The organism is Bacillus sp. F19 (genome assembly GCA_023823795.1).
In the GTDB taxonomy this organism is placed as follows: domain Bacteria; phylum Bacillota; class Bacilli; order Bacillales; family Bacillaceae; genus Bacillus_P.
This window is the reverse complement of sequence record CP085710.1, coordinates 4,652,415-4,672,926: the sequence shown is the minus strand read 5'-3', so window position 1 is coordinate 4,672,926 and position 20,512 is coordinate 4,652,415. Positions and strand designations below refer to the sequence as shown.

The 20,512-nt window shown below is 41.2% G+C and carries 20 protein-coding genes, 1 tRNA gene and 1 pseudogene; 20 read left to right on the top strand and 2 right to left on the bottom strand.

Annotation, left to right across the window (positions count from 1 at the left end; translation table 11 throughout):
* The first annotated feature begins 5 nt into the window (after nucleotides 1-5).
* The 7 genes from LIT25_24095 (at nucleotide 6) to LIT25_24065 (ending at nucleotide 6,513) form a co-directional block, all read left to right on the top strand.
* Nucleotides 6-1,475, top strand: coding sequence for a tetratricopeptide repeat protein (locus LIT25_24095; GenBank protein ID USK33548.1), 1,470 nt, complete (start codon nucleotides 6-8; stop codon nucleotides 1,473-1,475).
* A gap of 103 nt (nucleotides 1,476-1,578) precedes the next feature.
* Nucleotides 1,579-2,529, top strand: coding sequence for a thioredoxin-disulfide reductase (gene trxB, locus LIT25_24090; protein USK33547.1), 951 nt, complete (start codon nucleotides 1,579-1,581; stop codon nucleotides 2,527-2,529).
* 340 nt (nucleotides 2,530-2,869) lie between these two features.
* Complete coding sequence (locus LIT25_24085; protein USK33546.1) at nucleotides 2,870-3,328, top strand: 8-oxo-dGTP diphosphatase; 459 nt, start codon at nucleotides 2,870-2,872, stop codon at nucleotides 3,326-3,328.
* Between the two features lie 51 nt (nucleotides 3,329-3,379).
* The gene (rapZ, locus tag LIT25_24080) at nucleotides 3,380-4,267 is read left to right on the top strand and encodes an RNase adapter RapZ (GenBank protein USK33545.1); all 888 of its coding nucleotides are present in this window, start codon (nucleotides 3,380-3,382) and stop codon (nucleotides 4,265-4,267) included.
* Nucleotides 4,268-5,227, top strand: a complete 960-nt coding sequence (locus LIT25_24075) for a YvcK family protein (protein ID USK33544.1) — start codon at nucleotides 4,268-4,270, stop codon at nucleotides 5,225-5,227.
* A gap of 52 nt (nucleotides 5,228-5,279) precedes the next feature.
* Nucleotides 5,280-6,230, top strand: coding sequence for a DNA-binding protein WhiA (gene whiA / locus LIT25_24070; GenBank protein USK33543.1), 951 nt, complete (start codon nucleotides 5,280-5,282; stop codon nucleotides 6,228-6,230).
* A gap of 25 nt (nucleotides 6,231-6,255) precedes the next feature.
* The gene (locus LIT25_24065; protein ID USK33542.1) at nucleotides 6,256-6,513 is read left to right on the top strand and encodes an HPr family phosphocarrier protein; all 258 of its coding nucleotides are present in this window, start codon (nucleotides 6,256-6,258) and stop codon (nucleotides 6,511-6,513) included.
* A gap of 219 nt (nucleotides 6,514-6,732) precedes the next feature.
* On the opposite strand, the gene clpP is transcribed toward LIT25_24065, so the two are convergent.
* Nucleotides 6,733-7,332 carry an ATP-dependent Clp endopeptidase proteolytic subunit ClpP gene (gene clpP / locus LIT25_24060; protein ID USK33541.1) on the bottom strand — a complete coding sequence of 200 codons (600 nt, stop codon included), beginning with the start codon at nucleotides 7,330-7,332 and terminating at the stop codon, nucleotides 6,733-6,735.
* Between the two features lie 480 nt (nucleotides 7,333-7,812).
* Here clpP and LIT25_24055 point away from each other — a divergent pair.
* The 3 genes and pseudogenes from LIT25_24055 (at nucleotide 7,813) to LIT25_24045 (ending at nucleotide 9,332) form a co-directional block, all read left to right on the top strand.
* Nucleotides 7,813-7,888: transfer RNA gene (locus tag LIT25_24055), tRNA-Arg, on the top strand.
* Between the two features lie 421 nt (nucleotides 7,889-8,309).
* Nucleotides 8,310-8,816 (top strand): annotated as a pseudogene (locus LIT25_24050) (peptidoglycan recognition protein family protein).
* Between the two features lie 84 nt (nucleotides 8,817-8,900).
* Nucleotides 8,901-9,332, top strand: coding sequence for a peptidoglycan-binding protein (locus LIT25_24045; protein ID USK36397.1), 432 nt, complete (start codon nucleotides 8,901-8,903; stop codon nucleotides 9,330-9,332).
* A 235-nt stretch (nucleotides 9,333-9,567) separates the two neighbouring features.
* Here the strand turns inward: LIT25_24045 and yvfG are convergent, their stop codons facing one another.
* Nucleotides 9,568-9,783, bottom strand: a complete 216-nt coding sequence (yvfG, locus tag LIT25_24040; protein ID USK33540.1) for a protein YvfG — start codon at nucleotides 9,781-9,783, stop codon at nucleotides 9,568-9,570.
* A gap of 78 nt (nucleotides 9,784-9,861) precedes the next feature.
* On the opposite strand from yvfG, the gene rpoN reads away from it, so the two are divergent.
* From rpoN to LIT25_23990, 10 genes are all read left to right on the top strand, one after another.
* The gene (gene rpoN / locus LIT25_24035; GenBank protein USK33539.1) at nucleotides 9,862-11,181 is read left to right on the top strand and encodes an RNA polymerase factor sigma-54; all 1,320 of its coding nucleotides are present in this window, start codon (nucleotides 9,862-9,864) and stop codon (nucleotides 11,179-11,181) included.
* A 14-nt stretch (nucleotides 11,182-11,195) separates the two neighbouring features.
* Nucleotides 11,196-11,453, top strand: coding sequence for a glutaredoxin family protein (locus LIT25_24030; GenBank protein ID USK33538.1), 258 nt, complete (start codon nucleotides 11,196-11,198; stop codon nucleotides 11,451-11,453).
* 119 nt (nucleotides 11,454-11,572) lie between these two features.
* Nucleotides 11,573-12,601 carry a hypothetical protein gene (locus tag LIT25_24025; GenBank protein USK33537.1) on the top strand — a complete coding sequence of 343 codons (1,029 nt, stop codon included), beginning with the start codon at nucleotides 11,573-11,575 and terminating at the stop codon, nucleotides 12,599-12,601.
* Nucleotides 12,602-12,654: 53 nt separating this feature from the next.
* Entirely contained in the window at nucleotides 12,655-13,662 is a 1,008-nt protein-coding gene (gene gap, locus LIT25_24020; GenBank protein USK33536.1) for a type I glyceraldehyde-3-phosphate dehydrogenase, read from the top strand.
* A 134-nt stretch (nucleotides 13,663-13,796) separates the two neighbouring features.
* Complete coding sequence (locus LIT25_24015) at nucleotides 13,797-14,981, top strand: phosphoglycerate kinase (GenBank protein USK33535.1); 1,185 nt, start codon at nucleotides 13,797-13,799, stop codon at nucleotides 14,979-14,981.
* Nucleotides 14,982-15,010: 29 nt separating this feature from the next.
* Nucleotides 15,011-15,772 (top strand): triose-phosphate isomerase, encoded by a 762-nt coding sequence (tpiA, locus tag LIT25_24010; protein USK33534.1) that lies wholly within the window; start codon nucleotides 15,011-15,013, stop codon nucleotides 15,770-15,772.
* On the top strand, nucleotides 15,765-17,300 hold the full coding sequence (gene gpmI / locus LIT25_24005) for a 2,3-bisphosphoglycerate-independent phosphoglycerate mutase (GenBank protein ID USK33533.1): 1,536 nt from the start codon (nucleotides 15,765-15,767) through the stop codon (nucleotides 17,298-17,300). Before tpiA ends, gpmI begins: the two co-directional genes overlap by 8 nt.
* A 25-nt stretch (nucleotides 17,301-17,325) precedes the next feature.
* Nucleotides 17,326-18,618 (top strand): phosphopyruvate hydratase, encoded by a 1,293-nt coding sequence (eno, locus tag LIT25_24000; GenBank protein USK33532.1) that lies wholly within the window; start codon nucleotides 17,326-17,328, stop codon nucleotides 18,616-18,618.
* Between the two features lie 133 nt (nucleotides 18,619-18,751).
* A complete protein-coding gene (locus tag LIT25_23995; GenBank protein USK33531.1) occupies nucleotides 18,752-19,660 on the top strand; it encodes a tyrosine-type recombinase/integrase in 909 nt (302 codons plus the stop codon).
* Nucleotides 19,661-19,781: 121 nt separating this feature from the next.
* Nucleotides 19,782-20,498 carry a hypothetical protein gene (locus LIT25_23990; protein USK33530.1) on the top strand — a complete coding sequence of 239 codons (717 nt, stop codon included), beginning with the start codon at nucleotides 19,782-19,784 and terminating at the stop codon, nucleotides 20,496-20,498.
* Nucleotides 20,499-20,512 lie beyond the last annotated feature (14 nt).

Here is a 20,512-nt window from a genome sequence, read left to right as displayed (position 1 = left end):
TTTCAGTGGGAAAACAATCGAGTAACACTCAGCAAAAAGCACAGATTGTCCCTTTCTTCCAAGACGGACAGTACTTTTACCGTAAGGGCATGAAAGCCTATCGGGAACGTGATCTTTTAAAAGCGAGCAAGTGGATTCAGCGTGCGATTCAGCTTGAGCCGAATCAGATTGTCATGCTCAGCCAGCTTGCAGCCATCTATACCGAACTTGGAAAATACCAGCAATCTAATGACCTTTTAACATACATTCTTAAGAATATCGATAAAGATTTAACGGAATGCCATTATTTTATGGCAAATAATTACGCACATTTAGGTCTCTTTCATGAAGCCTACAAATGTGCAATTGAATATCAGACTAAAGAGCCGAATGGCGAGTTCATCGAAGAAACAGAAGATCTCCTTGATTTGCTCACGATTGAAGGGGCAGATGAAGAAGATCCCTTTTTAGATTCGGATGAACTGATTGTTAAGCAGGATGCTGCAAAATCACTTCTGGAAAATGGGAAATTAGAAGAAGCCATTTCCTTGTTAAAAGAAATCGTCACGGATTTTCCGGAATTCTGGTCTGCTTACAACAACTTGTCGTTAGCCTATTTTTACATGGGCGACGTTCAGCAGGCGAAGGATTATTTAGATATGGTGCTCGACAAAAATCCGGGCAATCTCCATGCTCTATGCAATCTGCTCGTGTTCTACTACTACGAACGTCAGGATGAGAAAGTAGAAGAATTGGCGCAAAGACTTGGACACATCTATCCTATTCTTTTTGAACACCGCTATAAGCTTGGCGCGACTTTTGCATTGGTCGGGCAATATGAGCTTGCCTTTAAATGGCTAAGAGCCATTTACAGACAAGGATTTGACGGTGATGATACCTTCTATTACTGGCTTTCCTATTCGGCTTACTTTACCGGGAAAGAAGAACTTGCCAGAACCAGCTGGGATCGTGTAATTGAAATAAATCCTGATAAAGCCGGTTCAGAGCCGTGGTCGGCGGAAAAGAAGTCGGTGGAACGTCCAATGACGATGCCGATTGAAGAGCGTCTTCTTGCGATCTTTTTAGCAGCTGAAACAAAGCAGCTTGATCAGATTCAATTCTTCCAAACAGCAAAAGTTCCTCAATCAGTCTTCGAAAGAGAGTTTATGGATCTTGCAATTGCGCATGTTAATGGAGAGATTAAAAAAAGCGTCTCTGAAAAATCAAAGTTCACCTACCAGGCAGCGCAAGTCCTGTTTGAAAACAATAAAACCCTGAACGAAGGACTTTATTTGTTTTTCTTTAAAACAGCGTTAAAAGCAAAAAGAGAAGAGATGCCGTTTAAAAACCATCTTGCATGGGCTTGCGCACTGGAATACGTGTGGAAAAAAGAAAATGGATATAAAGTGACGCAGACAGAGCTTGCTAAACAATACTCCATTTCAGGTAAAACTCTTTCAAAGTATTCAGCTTTCATCAAGAATTTATGGTCGTGAGCAAAAAAATGGCATAAAGCACTTATCTTTTATAGGATAAGAGTAGGGGAAACACAAGATCCCGAAAATGATCAATTGCTGCGAACGCAAGGAGTGATGTAGTGTGTCTGAAGAGAAAATTTATGATGTCATTATCGCTGGTGCAGGTCCTGCCGGAATGACAGCAGCTGTTTATACATCCAGAGCAAACCTCTCAACTTTAATGATTGAGCGCGGTGTTCCTGGAGGACAAATGGCCAATACAGAGGACGTTGAAAACTATCCTGGTTTTGACCATATTCTTGGACCTGACTTATCAACAAAAATGTTTGATCATGCGAAAAAATTCGGTGCTGAATATGTATACGGAGATATAAAAGAAATTATCGACGGCGAAGAGTACAAAACCGTTGTTGCCGGAAGCAAACAATACAAAGCGCGTTCTGTCATTATTTCAGCTGGTGCCGAGTACAAGAAAATCGGCGTTCCGGGCGAAAAGGAACTTGGCGGCCGCGGAGTTTCTTACTGTGCAGTCTGTGACGGCGCATTCTTTAAAAACAAAGAGCTGATCGTTATTGGCGGAGGCGACTCTGCAGTAGAAGAAGGGGTGTATTTAACGCGTTTCGCATCAAAAGTGACAATTGTTCACAGACGCGATGAGCTTCGTGCCCAAAAAATTCTTCAGCAGCGCGCGTTTGATAATGATAAAGTAGATTTCATCTGGAATCATACGATTAAAGAAATCAATGAAAAAGACGGCAAGGTTGGCAGTGCAACCCTTGTAAACACTCAAACAGGCGAAGAGACTGAAATGAGTGCGGACGGAGTATTTATTTATATCGGAATGCTTCCTCTGTCAAAACCGTTTGCTTCTATCGGCATTACAAACGAAAACGGATATATCGAAACGAATGAGCGCATGGAAACGAAGGTGCCTGGCATCTTTGCTGCAGGCGATATCCGCGAAAAATCATTGCGTCAAATCGTAACAGCTACAGGCGATGGCTCGATTGCAGCACAAAGTGCTCAGCATTTTGTAGAAGAATTAATGGAAAAAATGAAAGCTGCCAACTGATTTTCGGTCATGCTTTAAACTGTTAACAAAAACGTAACTCGGTTTTAACTATCCTGTAACACCACTGAAATAATAATGGGGTACTATATAAATAGTAATTGACCCCCTTTTATAAATAAACTTTTGAGTACGGGCGCCCTTTCCCGTACTCCTTTTTTTTGTTCATTTTTCTTTGAAACTTTTATCCCCGCTTACACGTATATAAACCTCGATAGGCATTCCTTTAAAAAATTAGTCTGTCCGCAGCCTCCGTTCATTGTGAGGTTGTCTTTGAAATAGTATAATAAAAAGTGAGAAAATATGATTAGACTACCCGAACGAATCCAGAGGTGAAAGACTTTTGCAAAGAGTAACGAATTGCGTTTTAGTACAGGACAATAAAATTCTTCTCATGCAAAAACCGAGAAGAGGATGGTGGGTGGCGCCTGGCGGAAAAATGGAGCAGGGTGAATCGATTAAAGACACTGTCATTCGAGAATATCGCGAAGAAACAGGCATATATTTAAAAAACCCAAAAATTAAAGGAATCTTCACCTTTATTATTAAAGATGGAAATGAAATTGTTTCAGAGTGGATGATGTTTACGTTTTTTGCTACGGAATTTACAGGTGAGAATGTGGCAGAATCTGAGGAAGGAAAGCTTAAGTGGCATTCTTTAGAAGAGGTCAGTGACCTTCCGACGGCTCCGGGCGATCATCATATTCTTGAGTTTATGATGAAAGGTGCCGGTTTGATATATGGCACCTTTACTTACACACCTGATTTCGAACTGCTGGCATATCGGTTAGATCCGCAGTAAACGATCCATTCATTAATATAAAAACGGGTAAAGAGAAAGGAGGCAATCTGCATGAGTACAGGCAGTGTTCAGGATATAAAGATGGTGATTATTACAGGCATGTCAGGAGCAGGCAAAACGGTTGCCATTCAAAGCTTTGAAGATCTTGGTTATTTTTGTGTAGATAACCTGCCGCCTAATCTGCTACCGAAGTTTCTTGAGCTGATGAAGGAATCCGGCTCTAAAATGAACAAAGTTGCACTGGTAATGGATTTGCGGGGACGCGAATTTTTTGAAAGCCTGTTTCAGGCGCTGGATGATATGGCGGAAACGACTTGGATTAATCCTCAAATTCTTTTTCTGGATGCTAAGGATGCTACCCTTGTTACTCGATACAAGGAAACACGCAGGTCCCATCCATTGGCCACAACAGGCTTGCCTTTAGAAGGCATTAAAAACGAAAGAGAATTGCTTGAGGAGCTGAAAGGCCGTTCTCAGATGATCTTTGACACATCTGAATTGAAGCCCCGCGAACTCAGAGAAAAAATACTGAAGCAGTTTGCGGAAGATGCTGAGCATACCTTCTCTGTAAATGTGCTCTCGTTCGGTTTTAAATACGGAGTGCCGATCGATGCTGATTTAGTATTCGATGTCAGATTCTTGCCGAATCCGCATTATATTGATCATATGAGACCGAAAACAGGACTTGAAGAGGAAGTTTCCTCGTATGTTCTAAAATGGACAGAGACTCAGAAGTTTTTAGAAAAGGTACTGGATTTGCTTACCTTCATGCTGCCTTACTATAAAAGAGAAGGAAAAAGCCAGCTTGTCATTGCAATAGGATGCACAGGCGGCCAGCACCGTTCGGTTACATTGGCGGAATACATTGCGAAGCACTACAAAAATGACTATCAGACGCACGTATCACATCGTGATATTGAGCGCAGAAGTCGTCATTAAATGACTGATACTGCAAATAGGCCAAAGGTTGTCATAATCGGCGGAGGTACCGGATTGTCTGTACTCTTGCGGGGGTTAAAAGGATACCCTGTTGATATTACAGCAATTGTTACAGTTGCAGATGATGGCGGGAGCTCAGGCCGGCTCCGTGACGAACTCGATATTCCGCCTCCAGGTGACATACGCAATGTGTTAGCTGCGCTTTCAGATGTAGAGCCGTTAATAGAAGATTTATTTCAGCACAGGTTTAATAAAGGAAATAGTCTCACAGGACATTCTCTTGGAAATCTTATCTTGGCAGCGATGACGAATATTACAGGCGACTTTTTCCATGCCGTGCGGGAAATGAGCAAAGTCCTTAATGTGCGCGGAAAAGTTCTGCCTGCTGCGAATCGAAGCGTCGTCCTTCATGCTGAAATGGAAGATGGAACGATTGTTTCAGGAGAATCAAAAATACCATACTCCGGCAAGAAGATTAAACGCGTCTTTTTATCACCCGAATCCATTGAGCCTCTTGAAGAGACGATCGAAGTGATTCGGCAGGCTGACTTAATTCTCCTCGGTCCGGGAAGCTTATACACGAGTATTCTGCCTAATCTTCTCGTTCCTAAAATCGGTGACGAGGTTTGCAAGGCAAAAGCAAAAAAGGTTTATATTTGCAATGTGATGACTCAGGCAGGGGAAACCCTTGATTTTACTGCAAGCGATCATGTAAAAGCATTGTTTGAACATATGAAATGCAAGTTCATCGATACAATATTAGTGAATGATGAAGAAATACCTGATATGATGAAAGCATTATATGCAGAGGAACTGGCTAAACCCGTCTATTATGACATTGAAGCATTGCGGAATTTGGGACTGGAGATCGTTCATGATAAGATCGTTTCATACGAAAATAACGTCATCCGCCATGATACGGTTAAAGTTGCCAAGCTGCTGTATGATATGATCACATAAAAAATAAAGAGTGCAAACGAATGCATTTATAAGGATTGGAGGGTGCAGAAAGATGTCCTTTGCTTCTGAAACAAAAAAAGAATTAACCAACATAGAGTCTAAAGCCTGTTGTTTAAAAGCAGAGTTATCTGCACTCATCCGAATGAACGGCTCTCTTTCTTTTTCGAATCGAAAATTAATTTTGGACATTCAAACCGAAAATGCAGCAATAGCTAGAAGAATATATACTCTCTTAAAAAAGCAGTATGACGTTTCTGTCGAGCTGCTTGTGCGGAAGAAAATGCGTTTGAAAAAGAATAACGTCTACATCGTTCGGCTGATAGAAAAAGCTCGTGAAATATTAGAGGATCTGGGCATCCTCGGAGAGAATTTTACGTTTGAGAGAAGTATTTCCGAGGAGCTTGTCAGAAAGAAATGCTGCAAGCGATCCTATATAAGAGGTGCCTTTTTGGCAGGAGGTTCTGTAAATAACCCGGAGACTTCATCCTATCACTTGGAAATTTTTTCTTTATATAAAGAGCACAATGACTCTCTATGTGAATTAATGAATTCCTTCCATTTGAACAGCAAAACACTCGAACGGAAAAAAGGATACATTACCTATTTGAAGGAAGCCGAGAAAATATCTGATTTTCTCAGCATTATAGGCGGTCACCAGGCACTCCTGCGCTTTGAAGATGTGCGGATTGTCCGCGATATGAGAAATTCCGTTAACCGTCTCGTCAATTGTGAAACCGCTAACTTAAACAAGACAATTGGTGCAGCCATACGCCAAGTCGAGAATATTAAATTCATCGATGAAAAAATGGGTCTTGAAGCACTGCCCGACAAATTAAGTGAAATCGCACGTCTTCGGGTAGAGTATCAGGATGTTACACTTAAAGAACTGGGTGAAATGGTATCAAGCGGCAAAATCAGCAAGTCAGGCATTAATCACCGTCTGAGAAAACTTGACGAGATTGCAGAACAACTAAGAAATGGCCAGCCAGTAACGATCAAATAAAAAGGGGAAAGAAGAGGGGATTCATATGGTTGAGAAACAGGTCGAAGTTCGTTTAAAGACAGGCTTACAAGCCCGTCCAGCAGCACTTTTTGTACAAGAGGCTAATCGTTATTCATCAGACATCTTTTTAGAAAAAGACGGAAAAAAAGTGAACGCGAAGAGCATCATGGGGTTAATGAGTCTTGCAATCAGCACTGGCTCAGTGGTTACTCTTATCGCAGAAGGCCATGACGAGTCAGAAGCATTAGAGGTTTTATCTCAATATGTGAAGCAAGAAGCTTAAAAACGGCCTTTGGCCGTTTTTTTTTTGATTAGGAGGTATTTGGAAAACGGAAAGTATTTCGCTGACTTTGTAAAGTATTTTACGGGTTTTCGCTAGTAAAAAGGATATTTCGGAAAGTAAAAGTCACTATTTGGAAAGTAAAAGCCACGATTTGGAAATCATGCCTCAAAGAAGAAAACAAAAAAACAGAACGGCCTAAGGCCGTTCTGCTGTATCTTATTATTTATTATCAGGCAGAATATTGCGAGTCATCACTTTATCAATCAAGCCGTACTCAAGTGCACGTTCTGCCGTCATGAAGTTGTCACGGTCTGTATCGCGAGCGATCACTTCGATTGGCTGGCCGCTGCGGTCAGCAAGAATTTGATTCAGCTTATCACGCAAGAACAAGATGCGTTTTGCAGCGATCTCAATTTCAGTTGCCTGTCCTTGAGCTCCGCCAAGAGGCTGATGAATCATAACTTCACTGTTTGGAAGGGCATAGCGTTTGCCTTTTGCGCCGGCTGCAAGGAGGAATGCTCCCATTGACGCGGCCATACCGATGCAGATTGTTGATACTTGTGGTTTAATAAACTGCATTGTATCGTAAATCGCCATACCGGCTGTAATAGAACCGCCTGGGCTGTTAATGTAGATTGAGATGTCTTTCTCTGGATCTTCAGCTTCTAAGAACAAAAGCTGGGATACAATTGAGTTTGCCACGTTATCGTCAATCCCGCTTCCAAGCATGATAATGCGGTCTTTTAAAAGACGTGAGTAAATATCGTATGCACGTTCACCGCGGTTCGTTTGTTCAATAACTGTAGGTATTAAATTCATCGTATTTTCCTCCTTTTAAATAAAGGTAAATTTTATGTACTCTCATCATACAACTATGGTCAATAAAGGTCAAACGAAACGCTGTTCTTTGATGCTTTTTCTTGCACCTTATAATATATGCAGCAGTCGCTGACTGTAACCATGTTACCCAATTATTTTTTCTTTCAAACGGTTGAGTGAAGTTGTTTCATGCCTCATTTTTTCTGCGCATGATAGAACTTCTATAGTGGTCTTTCCCCAGCAGACTGTAACGTAAGTATTCGGCAGGCACTTTAAAATATCCTTTATATTTCCGTTCGGCCGCTGATAAAAGGCAAGCATTTTTTAATGATCATACTATTTGGTTCAGTGCTTTATATCTTAGAAATCCCCCGTTTTCTTCAGGAGTTTAGCCTTTTCTGCCTGCAGTATAAAAATACCGCTTGATACATAGGTAGTTTTTATCGTATAATAGCGCTACTGACTAATAAATTTTCATATGCGCTCGTAGCTCAGTTGGATAGAGCGGTGGTTTCCGGTACCACGTCTGTCGGGGGTTCGAATCCCTTCGAGCGCGTCACTTATAGAAAGAGCTGGTTTTTAATTAAACCAGCTCTTTCTTTTTTTGTTGGAGGCTTATCAATTGAGCTAATCACAAAAATGGTTAAACCCAATAATTCGCCGGCTAATAAATAATTGAAAATAGCTAAAAAAGCGGCTAGAACAAATGGAATTTATGCTAATAAAACAGCGGATTATGCTAAAAAGACTTTCTGTGCGCCCGTCAAAGATTAGCAGGCCGCCTATACGGACTGAGTTGACAGGTACAAGCTCCAACACAAAAGCTTCTTTGTCAGAAACGGAGCTGAGCACATAGCTCTGCTATTCGGATTGCTAGATTCTATTATAGATTCCTTGAAAATAGACTAATGACCCAAGAGAGGCGCCTTTCCAAAAGGCGTCTCTCTATCATTTACTATAAAAAGGAGTGATAAACATTGAGTGTTTCTCAAAAATATCAAATTGAACAGCGCTATATCCGGCTTGGAAATGCACGGTCAGGGGAAAAACTGACTGGACCTCTATTTATAGTCTCTCACGAAACGGCAAATAACTCGGCTGATGCTGACGATCACTTTAATTATTTTAACAACTCTCAGCCGAGTGCATCTGCTCATACGTTTATAGATGATGGTAAAATTCTTGAGATCATCCCATTAGATGAAAAAGCGTGGCACAATCTTTACCGGAACCCTGAAGATAATCAGTTCTTCGATTATGATGCAAATGACGCAGCTATTGCAGTTGAACTCTGCCGCACTGGAGATTTCAATAAAGCCTATGACCGGTATGTATGGTACCACGCGTACCTTTGCCGCCGGTTCAATTTAAACCCTTCGACAAAAATAGTCGCCCACAGTACACTTGATCCACGCAGAAGATCGGATCCGGGCAGCTGGTTCAGCGAACACGGTGTGACATGGGAAAAATTTATAAGTGATGTGCGTGTTTATTATGATGCATGGGGTAGCAGCGGAACGCCTATTAAAGTAGAGCCGCCAAAGCAGGAAACAGGCACTGAGGTAGATGTGACCATTATACGAAAGGGAAACCGGGGTCCGGAGGTAACTTTTTTACAGAAAAAACTGATCTCACTGGGATATGCGCTCCCGAGATTCGGTGCAGACGGCACGTTTGGTGCGGAGACAGCAGCTGCGGTTAAAGAGTTTCAAAGAGATCAGAGAATAACGGCTGACGGAATCGTGGGGCCGGAGACCTTCAGCAAGCTGAATCGGGCAAAACCAAGACGTGGAAATCCGTATCCGGGTACTCTTTACAGATTGAAGTCTCCATATATGAAGAGCGTAAATATCGGAGAAATACAGCGAAAGCTTGGAGTTAAGGCAGACAATATTTATGGACCAATCACTGAGCGTGCAGTAAGGGATTTTCAGCGCAGGCAAAATCTTAAAGTTGATGGTATTGTAGGACCGCTGACATGGCGAAGGTTATTTCCGTAAGAAAAGTGTTTTTAGACGATCTAGACAGATATTGACGCTGGGACCTTAAATGCCAATCCGATAAAAAAAGCCCCGCCAAGTTAACCTGGCGGGGCATGATTGAATGGAAACAGAAATAATATGTAAGAGTCCAGTAAGCCGCACTGGACAAGAAGTGTATATTGCCGTGCTTGACGACTCAACAATTCTTATTTTAAAGCATGTCACGTTTTTTGTGAACAGGTAAATTTTTCAATTATTTTTCGGATTTAATCGTATTGTACGCCTCGTCCAAATTCTGAATCCGTTTTAAGACCACTGAGTTTTTTGTAAGCTGATCCTGAACCAGCGCTGATACGACAGATCGATAATAACGGTTCATGGCATCAAGCTTCGGAACTTGACCTTCATTCTGTTTAATGTGCTCTTTAAAATTTTGCTCAAAGTAGGGCACTGAAAATAATTCACTCATTGATATCTCTCCTTTGAAGTTCTTTCCATACAATGATGGACCGTTTTCGTGTAAAATGAGAAGCAGGGGGAACGAACTATGGATATGAAAGTCGGTTTATTTCAAGAGCAATCATTAAAACTCAATATGACGCAAGAATTAAAGCAAGCGATTACTCTCCTTCAATACTCTTCTATGGAGCTTGCCTCCTATATAGAGGACCTTACCCTTGAAAATCCCCTCATCGAATTAAAAGAGAAGCCTGATTCAGGCGTATTGTATCATACCTCATCACGGGCAAAAATGACAAGTTCATCAAAGAACACGGACTTGATTGAAAACGTATCAAGCCTTGGCACAACCCTGCAGCAGCATTTAGAAGCACAGCTGCTGGGGATGAAGCTGACTGCATCAGAAAAACGAGCTCTTCATATCCTGATACAGGCTCTTGATCCTAACGGGTACATAGAGGCAGATCTTAGTGTACTTTCTGAAAAATTCAGCATCAGTGCCGAAGAGTTAAATCAGCAGCTAACCGTATTACAGAAGCTTGACCCAGCAGGAGTAGGCGCGAGAAATCTGCAGGAATGCATTTCGATTCAGCTCGCAAGACTGCCGGAACGAAATAAAACAGCCGAATTAATTGTGAACGACTATTTCTACTTATTCGCGGAAAAATCATGGAAAGAGCTGGCGAAAAGAACGAAGCTTGATTTAAAAGAAATTCAAAGTGTCCAGGATTTTATAAAAACACTGCATCCGCGCCCTGGGCTTGCCTATCATCACGTTCATGACAGCTATATTGTTCCTGAGCTGACAGTGGCCAAGGTTCACGGGGAATGGCAAGTCATGTACAATGATGACATTTCACCTAAAGTCGCTGTTAACTCTGCCTATGAATCTAATTATTCTTCTATAGAAGATTCAGATGTGAAGCAATATCTGTCTTCAAAGCTCAATCAATGCAGATGGCTGATAAAAACGCTGAATCAGCGGAAAGAGACAATGATGAAAGTGATGAAAGAAATTGTGCGGAGGCAGGCTGACTTTTTCGATAAAGGTGAATTATTCATGAAACCGCTGACATTAAAGACTGTCGCTGATGCAATTGAAGTTCATGAATCAACTGTCAGCCGGACAGTGAGGGAGAAGTATGTTCAGACTCCTCATGGGCTTTATGAGCTGAAATTTTTTTTCTCAAATGGATTAGAACAATCCTCGCAGGAAATCACTGCTTCCACTGTAAAAACAATCATAGAACAAATGATTGAACAGGAAGATAAACTTGCACCGCTGTCTGATCAGAAAATTGTCACAAAACTCGCAGAGGAACATCAAATTGATGTCTCAAGAAGAACGGTGGCCAAATACAGAGATCAGTTAGGGATTGCCTCTTCTTCTGCAAGAAAACGATATTAGGATGTGTAAAAATAATGCTTTTAAAAATGTATTCAAGAAACAGCTGTCCTCTCTGTGTTGAAGCTTTAGAGGAACTTGAAAAACTGAAAAACGACATGAATATAGAAATAGAAGTTGTTGATATTTACAATGATGATGCCCTGCTTGAAAAGTATCAGCTCATGATTCCTGTCGTTGAATATGGAGGTTTGGTGCTTGGATACGGCAAAATTAAAAAAGATTTTATAAGAAAGCGGTTACTTGATAAAAAGCAAGAAAGAATAGTTGAATAAGCATTTTCACCCTGCTAAAATGAAAATATAGCAGGGATGATTTTTTTTAGGTTAGTGGGACATATTACGTCATAGAGGGACACTTTTCGTCCCGTATGTTCTTGAAAGGGAATTTGTACATGAGGTCAATTATAGAAGTCCAAAAAAAATTATTGCCTGATCTGCTTCAAGTTATGCAAAAACGTTATCAGATCCTTCAGTATATACGACTAATGCAGCCAATCGGACGTCGAAGTCTTTCATCTAGTCTCGGGATCAGTGAGCGGGTTTTAAGAGGGGAAGTTCAATTTTTGAAAGATCAAAATTTGATCGATATTTTTTCCTCCGGCATGATGTTAACGAAGGAAGGATCATCTCTGTTAAGTATTCTCGAAGAAACGATGAAAGATGTTTTAGGTTTAACGTTTTTGGAAAATACATTAAAGGAACGTTTAAATCTTAAAAACGTCATCGTCGTATCCGGAGACAGCGATCAGTTCTCATGGGTTAAGAAAGAAATGGGCAGAGCCTGTGTCGCATGCATAAAAGAGCGGCTTACAGGGGGAAATATCGTCGCTGTCACTGGAGGAACAACCATTGCCGCTGTCGCTGAAATGATGACGCCGGACAGTAAAAATCGCGAACAGCTGTATGTACCTGCCAGAGGCGGCCTTGGAGAAAATGTAGAAAACCAGGCCAACACAATCTGCGCAAAAATGGCTGAGAGGGCGATGGGAAACTACCGTCTTCTGCACGTTCCAGATCAGTTAAGCAAGGAAGCCTATCTCTCTATTATTGAAGAACCGTCAATTAAAGATCTGCTTATGCTCATTAAATCCTCAAGTATGGTTGTTCATGGAATAGGAGACGCTAAGACAATGGCGGAACGCCGGAAAACACTGCCAGAAGACTACATAAAGATAGAGCAGGGTCAGGCGGTAGCAGAAGCGTTCGGGTATTATTTCAATCAAGAAGGAGAAGTCGTTCACAAGGTGCAGACAGTAGGGATGCAGCTTAACGACTTAGAAAAGATTCAGGATGTTATTGCAGTGGCAGGCGGAGCTTCAAAAGCAAAAGCCATCCGGGCATACCTGAGGCAGGCAGCCGATTCCATTCTTATAACGGATGAAGGGGCCGCGAAAGAGTTAATAAGGGATCTTAATCTCTAATTATATAGCTACAAAAAAAATCTCTCACTTATTTAAAGGAGGAAATTTCAATCATGGCAGTAAAAATTGGTATTAACGGTTTTGGACGTATCGGACGTAACGTATTCCGTGCAGCACTTAAAAATCCTAATGTGGACGTTGTAGCGGTTAACGACTTAACAGACGCTAACATGCTTGCTCACCTTTTAAAATATGACTCAATTCATGGCAGATTAGATGCCGACGTGAAAGTAGACGGAAACAACCTTATTGTTGACGGCAAAACAATCCAAGTATCAGCAGAGCGCGATCCTGCGAAATTATCTTGGGGCGAGCGCGGAGTAGAAGTAGTTGTTGAATCAACTGGTTTCTTCACTAAGCGTGCAGACGCTGCGAAGCACTTAGAAGCTGGCGCTAAAAAAGTAATCATCTCTGCTCCTGCAACAGATGAAGACATCACAATCGTTATGGGTGTTAACCATGACAAATATGACGCTGCAAGCCATGATGTAATCTCTAATGCATCTTGTACTACTAACTGCTTAGCGCCATTCGCTAAAGTTCTTAACGACAAATTCGGCATCAAACGCGGTATGATGACAACTGTTCACTCATACACAAACGATCAGCAAATTCTTGACTTGCCGCATAAAGACTACCGTCGTGCCCGTGCAGCAGCTGAAAACATCATCCCTACTTCAACTGGAGCAGCTAAAGCAGTTTCTCTAGTATTGCCTGAGCTTAAAGGTAAATTAAACGGCGGAGCTATGCGTGTTCCAACTCCAAACGTTTCTTTAGTAGACTTAGTTGCTGAGCTTGACACTAACGTAACAGCTGAAGAAGTAAATGCAGCATTCAAAGAAGCTTCTGAAGGCGCATTAAAAGGAATTCTTAACTACAGCGAAGAGCCATTAGTTTCTGGCGACTACAATGGCGACCCAGCTTCTTCTACAATCGATGCTTTATCAACAATGGTTATGGAAGATAGCATGGTAAAAGTAATCTCTTGGTATGACAATGAGTCTGGCTACTCTAACCGTGTAGTAGACCTAGTTGATTACATCGCTTCTAAAGGTCTTTAATCCTTAAGTCTGCTGAGGCTTGGATTCAAACCAAAACTAAGGTTATAATGAATGCAAAGGGGAAGGGGAATGCAGGCCCCCTCCCTTTTGCTTTGTATTCCAAACCATTCCAATTAAAGGAGGAATTCCTGAAGATGAACAAAAAGTCAGTAAAAGACATCGAGGTTAAAGGGAAAGTTGTCTTCTGCCGTGTAGATTTCAACGTGCCGATGAAAGATGGCAAAGTAACAGATGACACACGCATTCGCGCAGCTTTACCAACTATTCAGTACTTAACAGAGCAAGGTGCAAAAGTTCTATTAGCAAGCCATTTAGGCCGTCCAAAAGGACAAGTTGTTGAGGAGCTTCGTTTAAACGCAGTTGCAGAGCGTCTTCAAGAATTACTTGGCAAAAATGTAGCGAAAGCAGACGAAGCATATGGCGACTCTGTAAAAGCTGAAATCTCTAAAATGCAGGAAGGCGACGTACTCCTATTAGAAAACGTTCGTTTCTACCCTGGTGAAGAGAAGAATGATCCTGAGCTTGCAAAAGCATTTGCTGAGCTTGCTGATGTCTATGTAAATGACGCTTTCGGAGCAGCACACCGTGCACATGCTTCTACAGCAGGCATTGCAGACCACATTCCGGCAGTTGCAGGATTCCTATTGGAAAAAGAATTAGAAGTATTGGGCAAAGCATTATCAAACCCTGAGCGTCCGTTTACAGCAATTATCGGCGGAGCTAAAGTAAAAGACAAAATCGGTGTAATTGATCACCTCTTAGATAAAGTGGATAACTTGATCATCGGCGGCGGACTTGCTTATACATTCATTAAAGCAATGGGCCACGAGGTAGGGAAATCTCTTCTTGAAGAAGATAAAGTTGAGCTTGCTAAATCCTTCATGGAAAAGGCGAAAAAGAACGGCGTTAACTTCTACATGCCAGTTGACGTAGTTGTAGCGGATGATTTTTCAAACGATGCAAACATTAAAGTTGTGCCGATCGACAGCATTCCAAGTGATTGGGAAGGCTTAGATGCTGGACCAAAATCCCGCGAAATCTATGCTGATGTTATCAGGAATTCAAAGCTTGTGATCTGGAACGGACCGCTTGGCGTATTTGAATTAGATGCATTTGCAGAAGGTACAAAGTCTGTGGCTGTAGCACTTTCAGAAGCAAAAGATACATACACAGTTATAGGCGGCGGAGATTCTGCTGCTGCAGTTGAGAAATTCAACATGGCAGACAAAATGGATCACATTTCAACAGGCGGCGGAGCATCTCTTGAATTCATGGAAGGCAAAGAGCTTCCAGGAGTTGTCGCATTAAACGATAAATAAATTCTTGTTTGTTAAGGACGGTGTGCGTGATGAGAAAGCCAATTATCGCTGGTAACTGGAAAATGAACAAAGTAATGGGAGAAGCAGCAGCATTCATTGAGGAAGTAAAAGGCTTAGTTCCTTCTGCTGACAAAATTGAATCTGTAGTTTGTGCACCTGCACTCTTTTTAGACCGCCTTGTAGAGGCTTCTAAAGGAACTGATGTGAAAATCGGTGCCCAAAACATGCATTTCGAAGAAAATGGTGCATTTACAGGCGAAACAAGCCCTGTCGCACTTAAAGACTTAGGCGTAAGCTACGTGATCCTTGGTCACTCAGAGCGCCGCGAAATGTTTGCTGAAACAGATGAAACAGTAAACAAAAAGACGGCTGCTGCTTTCAAGCATGGTCTTGTGCCGATCGTATGCTGCGGCGAAACGCTTGAAGAGCGTGAAGCAGGCAAAACAAACGATCTTGTAGGAGTTCAAGTAACAAAAGCACTTGCTGGTTTAACAGACGAGCAATTAAAAGAAGTTGTCATTGCATATGAGCCAATCTGGGCAATCGGTACGGGCAAATCTTCTTCTGCAAAAGATGCAAATGACGTTTGTTCACACATCCGTTCAGTTGTGGCAGAGCAGTTCTCTAAAGAAGTGGCTGAAGCAGTACGTATTCAATACGGCGGCAGCGTAAAGCCTGAAAACATAAAAGAATACATGGCAGAGTCTGACATCGACGGCGCTTTAGTCGGCGGAGCAAGTCTTGAGCCGCAATCTTTCTTACAGCTTTTGGAGGCAGGACAACATGAGTAAGAAACAGGTAGCCTTAATTATCCTTGACGGGTTTGCACTTCGCAGCGAAGAGAAGGGTAATGCGGTTATTCATGCAAAAAAACCAAACTTTGACCGATACTGGAATCAGTATCCTCATGCTACTTTAACGGCAAGCGGCGAAGCCGTCGGTTTGCCTGAAGGCCAGATGGGTAATTCAGAGGTAGGACATTTGAACATCGGTGCCGGACGTATCGTATACCAAAGCTTAACGCGTGTGAACGTAGCCATTCGTGAAGGTCAATTTGAAAAAAATGAAACCTTCATTTCAGCAATGAATCACGTTAAAGAAAACGGCACAAACCTTCACATCTTTGGATTGCTGTCTGATGGAGGCGTTCATAGCCACATTGACCACCTTTTCGCTTTGCTGAGACTGGCAAAAGAAGAAGGCGTCAAGAATGTTTACATCCATGGCTTCCTTGACGGCCGTGATGTTGGCCCGCAAACAGCAGAAGGCTATATTAAGCAATTAAACGAAAAGATTGAAGAGTATGGTGTTGGTGCAATTGCAACCCTCTCAGGCCGTTATTATTCCATGGACCGCGACAAGCGCTGGGATCGTGTTGAGAAAGCGTACCGCGCAATGGTATACGGCGAGGGCCCAACTTATACGAATCCGCTTGACTTAGTGGAAGATTCATATAAAAATGGAATCCACGACGAGTTTGTTCTTCCTTCAGTTATGACTAAAGAAGACGGCTCTCCTGTTGCAACTATCAGCGAGAACGATGCGGTTATTTTCTATAACTTCCGCCCGGATCGCGCGATTCAGATTTCGAACACATTTACAAACGAAGACTTCCGTTCATTTGACCGTGGACCAAAGCATCCGAAAAACCTGCATTTTGTATGTTTGACTCATTTTAGTGAAACAGTAGACGGGTATGTTGCTTTTAAAGCAACGAACTTAGATAACACACTAGGTGAAGTTCTATCGCAAAACGGGTTAACCCAGCTTCGGATTGCTGAAACGGAAAAATACCCTCACGTAACTTTTTTCATGAGCGGCGGACGTGAAGCAGAATTCCCAGGTGAAGAACGCATTCTAATCGATTCACCAAAAGTCGCAACTTATGATTTGAAGCCTGAGATGAGCGCCTACGAAGTAACGGACGCGTTACTTGGCGAAATCGAAGCTGACAAGCATAACGCGATTATCCTGAATTTCGCCAACCCGGATATGGTTGGACATTCAGGCATGCTTGAACCGACTATTAAAGCAATAGAAACAGTTGATGAATGTCTTGGCAAAATTGTTGATGCAATTCTTGCTAAAGGCGGAACGGCTATAATTACAGCGGACCATGGAAATGCTGATGAAGTGACAACTCTAGAGGGTACACCAATGACAGCACATACAACTAATCCAGTTCCTGTAATTGTAACAAAGGAAGTTGCAGGCTTAAGAGAAGATGGAATTCTTGGTGATTTAGCGCCAACCGTGCTTGACTTGCTTGGAGTAGACCTTCCGAAAGAAATGACAGGTAAATCATTAATTAAAAAATAACCAATTAAAAGGAGAGAAATAAATTATGCCATACATTGTTGATGTATTTGCTCGCGAAGTATTAGACTCACGCGGTAACCCTACAGTTGAAGTAGAAGTACACACAGAAACAGGTGCTATGGGACGTGCATTGGTTCCATCTGGCGCATCTACTGGTGAATATGAAGCAGTAGAATTACGTGACGGCGACAAATCCCGTTACCTTGGAAAAGGCGTATTGAACGCTGTTAAAAACGTAAACGAAGTAATCGCTCCTGAATTATTAGGTTTCGACGTAACTGAGCAAGTTGCAATCGATCATCTTCTAATCGAACTTGACGGTATGGAAAACAAAGGTAAATTAGGTGCAAACGCAATCCTTGGTGTATCTATGGCAGCGGCTCGTGCAGCAGCTGAATTCTTAGGCCTTCCACTTTACCAATACCTTGGCGGATTCAACGCTAAAACATTGCCAGTACCAATGATGAACATCATCAACGGCGGAGAGCATGCTGATAACAACGTTGACATTCAAGAATTCATGGTAATGCCGGTTGGAGCTGAAGATTTCCACGAAGCACTTCGCATGGGTGCTGAAATCTTCCACAGCCTGAAATCAGTTCTTCAAGGCAAAGGCCTTAACACAGCTGTAGGTGACGAAGGCGGATTCGCTCCAAACCTTGGATCAAACGAAGAAGCTCTTCAAACAATCATTGAAGCAATCGAAAAAGCTGGCTACAAACCAGGCGAGCAAGTGAAGCTTGCAATGGACGTTGCTGCTTCTGAGATCTTCAATAAAGAAGATGGAAAATACCACTTATCAGGCGAAGGTGTTGTAAAAACATCTGCCGAAATGGTAGATTTCTACGAAGATTTAGTTTCTAAATACCCAATCATCTCAATCGAAGACGGCTTAGATGAAAACGACTGGGAAGGCCACAAACTATTAACTGAGCGCCTTGGCGATAAAGTTCAATTAGTTGGTGACGATCTATTCGTAACAAACACGAAAAAGCTTTCTGAAGGTATTGAAAAAGGAATCAGCAACTCGATCCTTATCAAAGTGAACCAAATCGGTACATTAACTGAAACATTTGATGCGATCGAAATGGCTAAACGCGCTGGCTACACAGCTGTTATCTCTCACCGTTCTGGTGAAACAGAAGACAGCACAATTGCTGACATTGCTGTAGCAACAAACGCTGGCCAAATCAAAACAGGTGCTCCATCACGTACTGACCGTGTTGCAAAATACAACCAGCTTCTTCGAATAGAAGACCAGCTTGGTGACACAGCTAGATACGATGGAATCCACACTTTCTACAACTTAAGAAAATAATTAATACTGCTGAACTTGGTCGTACAAATCACATTTGGACACTCTGAGTTATGTAGTACATTAAGTTGAATTTAGCAATACATTAACCCTCGTTTATAAAGCGTGAAAATCGCTTACGAACGGGGGTTTTTTGTTGTTAATAAAAGACTTGCTAAGAGAATTTACTTTCGATTTAAAAATCAAAAATTATTCTGCACGCACCATAGAAACTTACAGCCATAATTCAAATCAGTTGATTAAATATTTGAATGAGTTTCATGAAATCAATGAGCTTGAAGATGTATCGACAGTCCATATAAAGAAATTCGTTCAATATCAAATGGACATAGGAAATAAGGCAACTTATATCAACAGCTTGATTAAGTCCCTCAGAGCATTTTACACATACCTTGTCGCTGAAGAATACGTCACGCTAAACATCATGGCTCGTACCAAGCTTTTGAAGGAAGATAAAACTGTTATTCAGACATTCACTGATAAAGAAGTGTCGAAAATGATTGAAGCTTACGATTTTAAAACGTATCTCAATGCACGAAATAAATTAATCATTGCCATGTTCACTGACACTGGTATTCGCTGTTCGGAATTAATCAATTTAGAAACTGGCTGGATTAATGAAACGAATTTGAAAATATTTGGCAAAGGAGCTAAATGGAGGTACGTTCCGATTAGTTTAATGCTGCGGAAGTACATGATTCGATATGAGCGAATTAAAGAAGGATATTTCAAAAATAAGAAACTGGAGTATGCAAATTACTTTTTATCTCGGAGTGGCAGATATTTAACAACTGTGCAAATTGAAAATGTGGTTAGAGATGCAGGGAAGCAAGCAGGAGTAAGAAAGGAAATTCGCTGTAGTCCACATACGCTTAGACATTATTCGATCCAAGCAAATTTGAGAAATGGATTGGATTTATACAGCTGTTCAAGAATTGCAGGACATGAAAATATTCAAGTTACTAAGCGGTATCTTCAGGGGATTGAAACAGAAAACATTTTGGAAATGGCTCAGCGGACAAGCCCTTTAATGAATTTAAAATGAAAAATAAAAAACGTGTTCCTCAGTTTGGCGACCAAGAACACGTTTTCCCAACAAAAACCCATAAGGGCTTTGCTATTCCCAATTATAGCAAATGCTCTTTAGATTGCAAAGGAGCAGGAAAATGTTAATTAACGGAAAATCTGAAGAATTAGTAAAATATTCAAAATTGAAGTATGAATCCAAGCAATTCATTGAAAAAGCAAAAGAACTTTGGGAATACAGTGATTTACAGATTAGATGTATTTACCTTATTTCTGATCTTGCGAAAAAAGGTAATGGAGTATTTTCTGTAGCTTACAGCACATTTCAGAAAATGTTCCAACAACGTTTTGAAATGAAAATTTCTGCATCTACAGTAAGAAGATTTTTCGGATTAATGGAGAAATTAGGACTGGTTTCAATCAACGAGGCGAAAAGAAAAAATAACAGTCAATCAGCTAACATTTACATAATCGAACAACAAACTGAAGACCATCCACATGAACACCCTGTAGAGCACCTAAATATTGTTTCTAAAGAAACAAATAACCATAAACAAAAACCTTTAAATAAAACTGTTGTTAAACAAGAGGTTGAGCAAATTACTCACGAATTATATCTGGAATTTTCTAAAAAGGGAATCAAGAAATCTTTATTTTTCAAGATATTGGAACAAGTCAAAAATAAAAGTGATATTAGGAATTTCAGGGGCTATTTAAAAGGTGCGTTAAATAAAGTGATTGGTTATATTTCCTTAAAAGTTGAAACGCAGCAGTTTATGGAGTTTTACGATGAAGTTGATAATACCACCAGTGCGTATAAGCTAAACGGCATTTATTACGATTTTCTAAACAATTGATTTTTGAATATTAA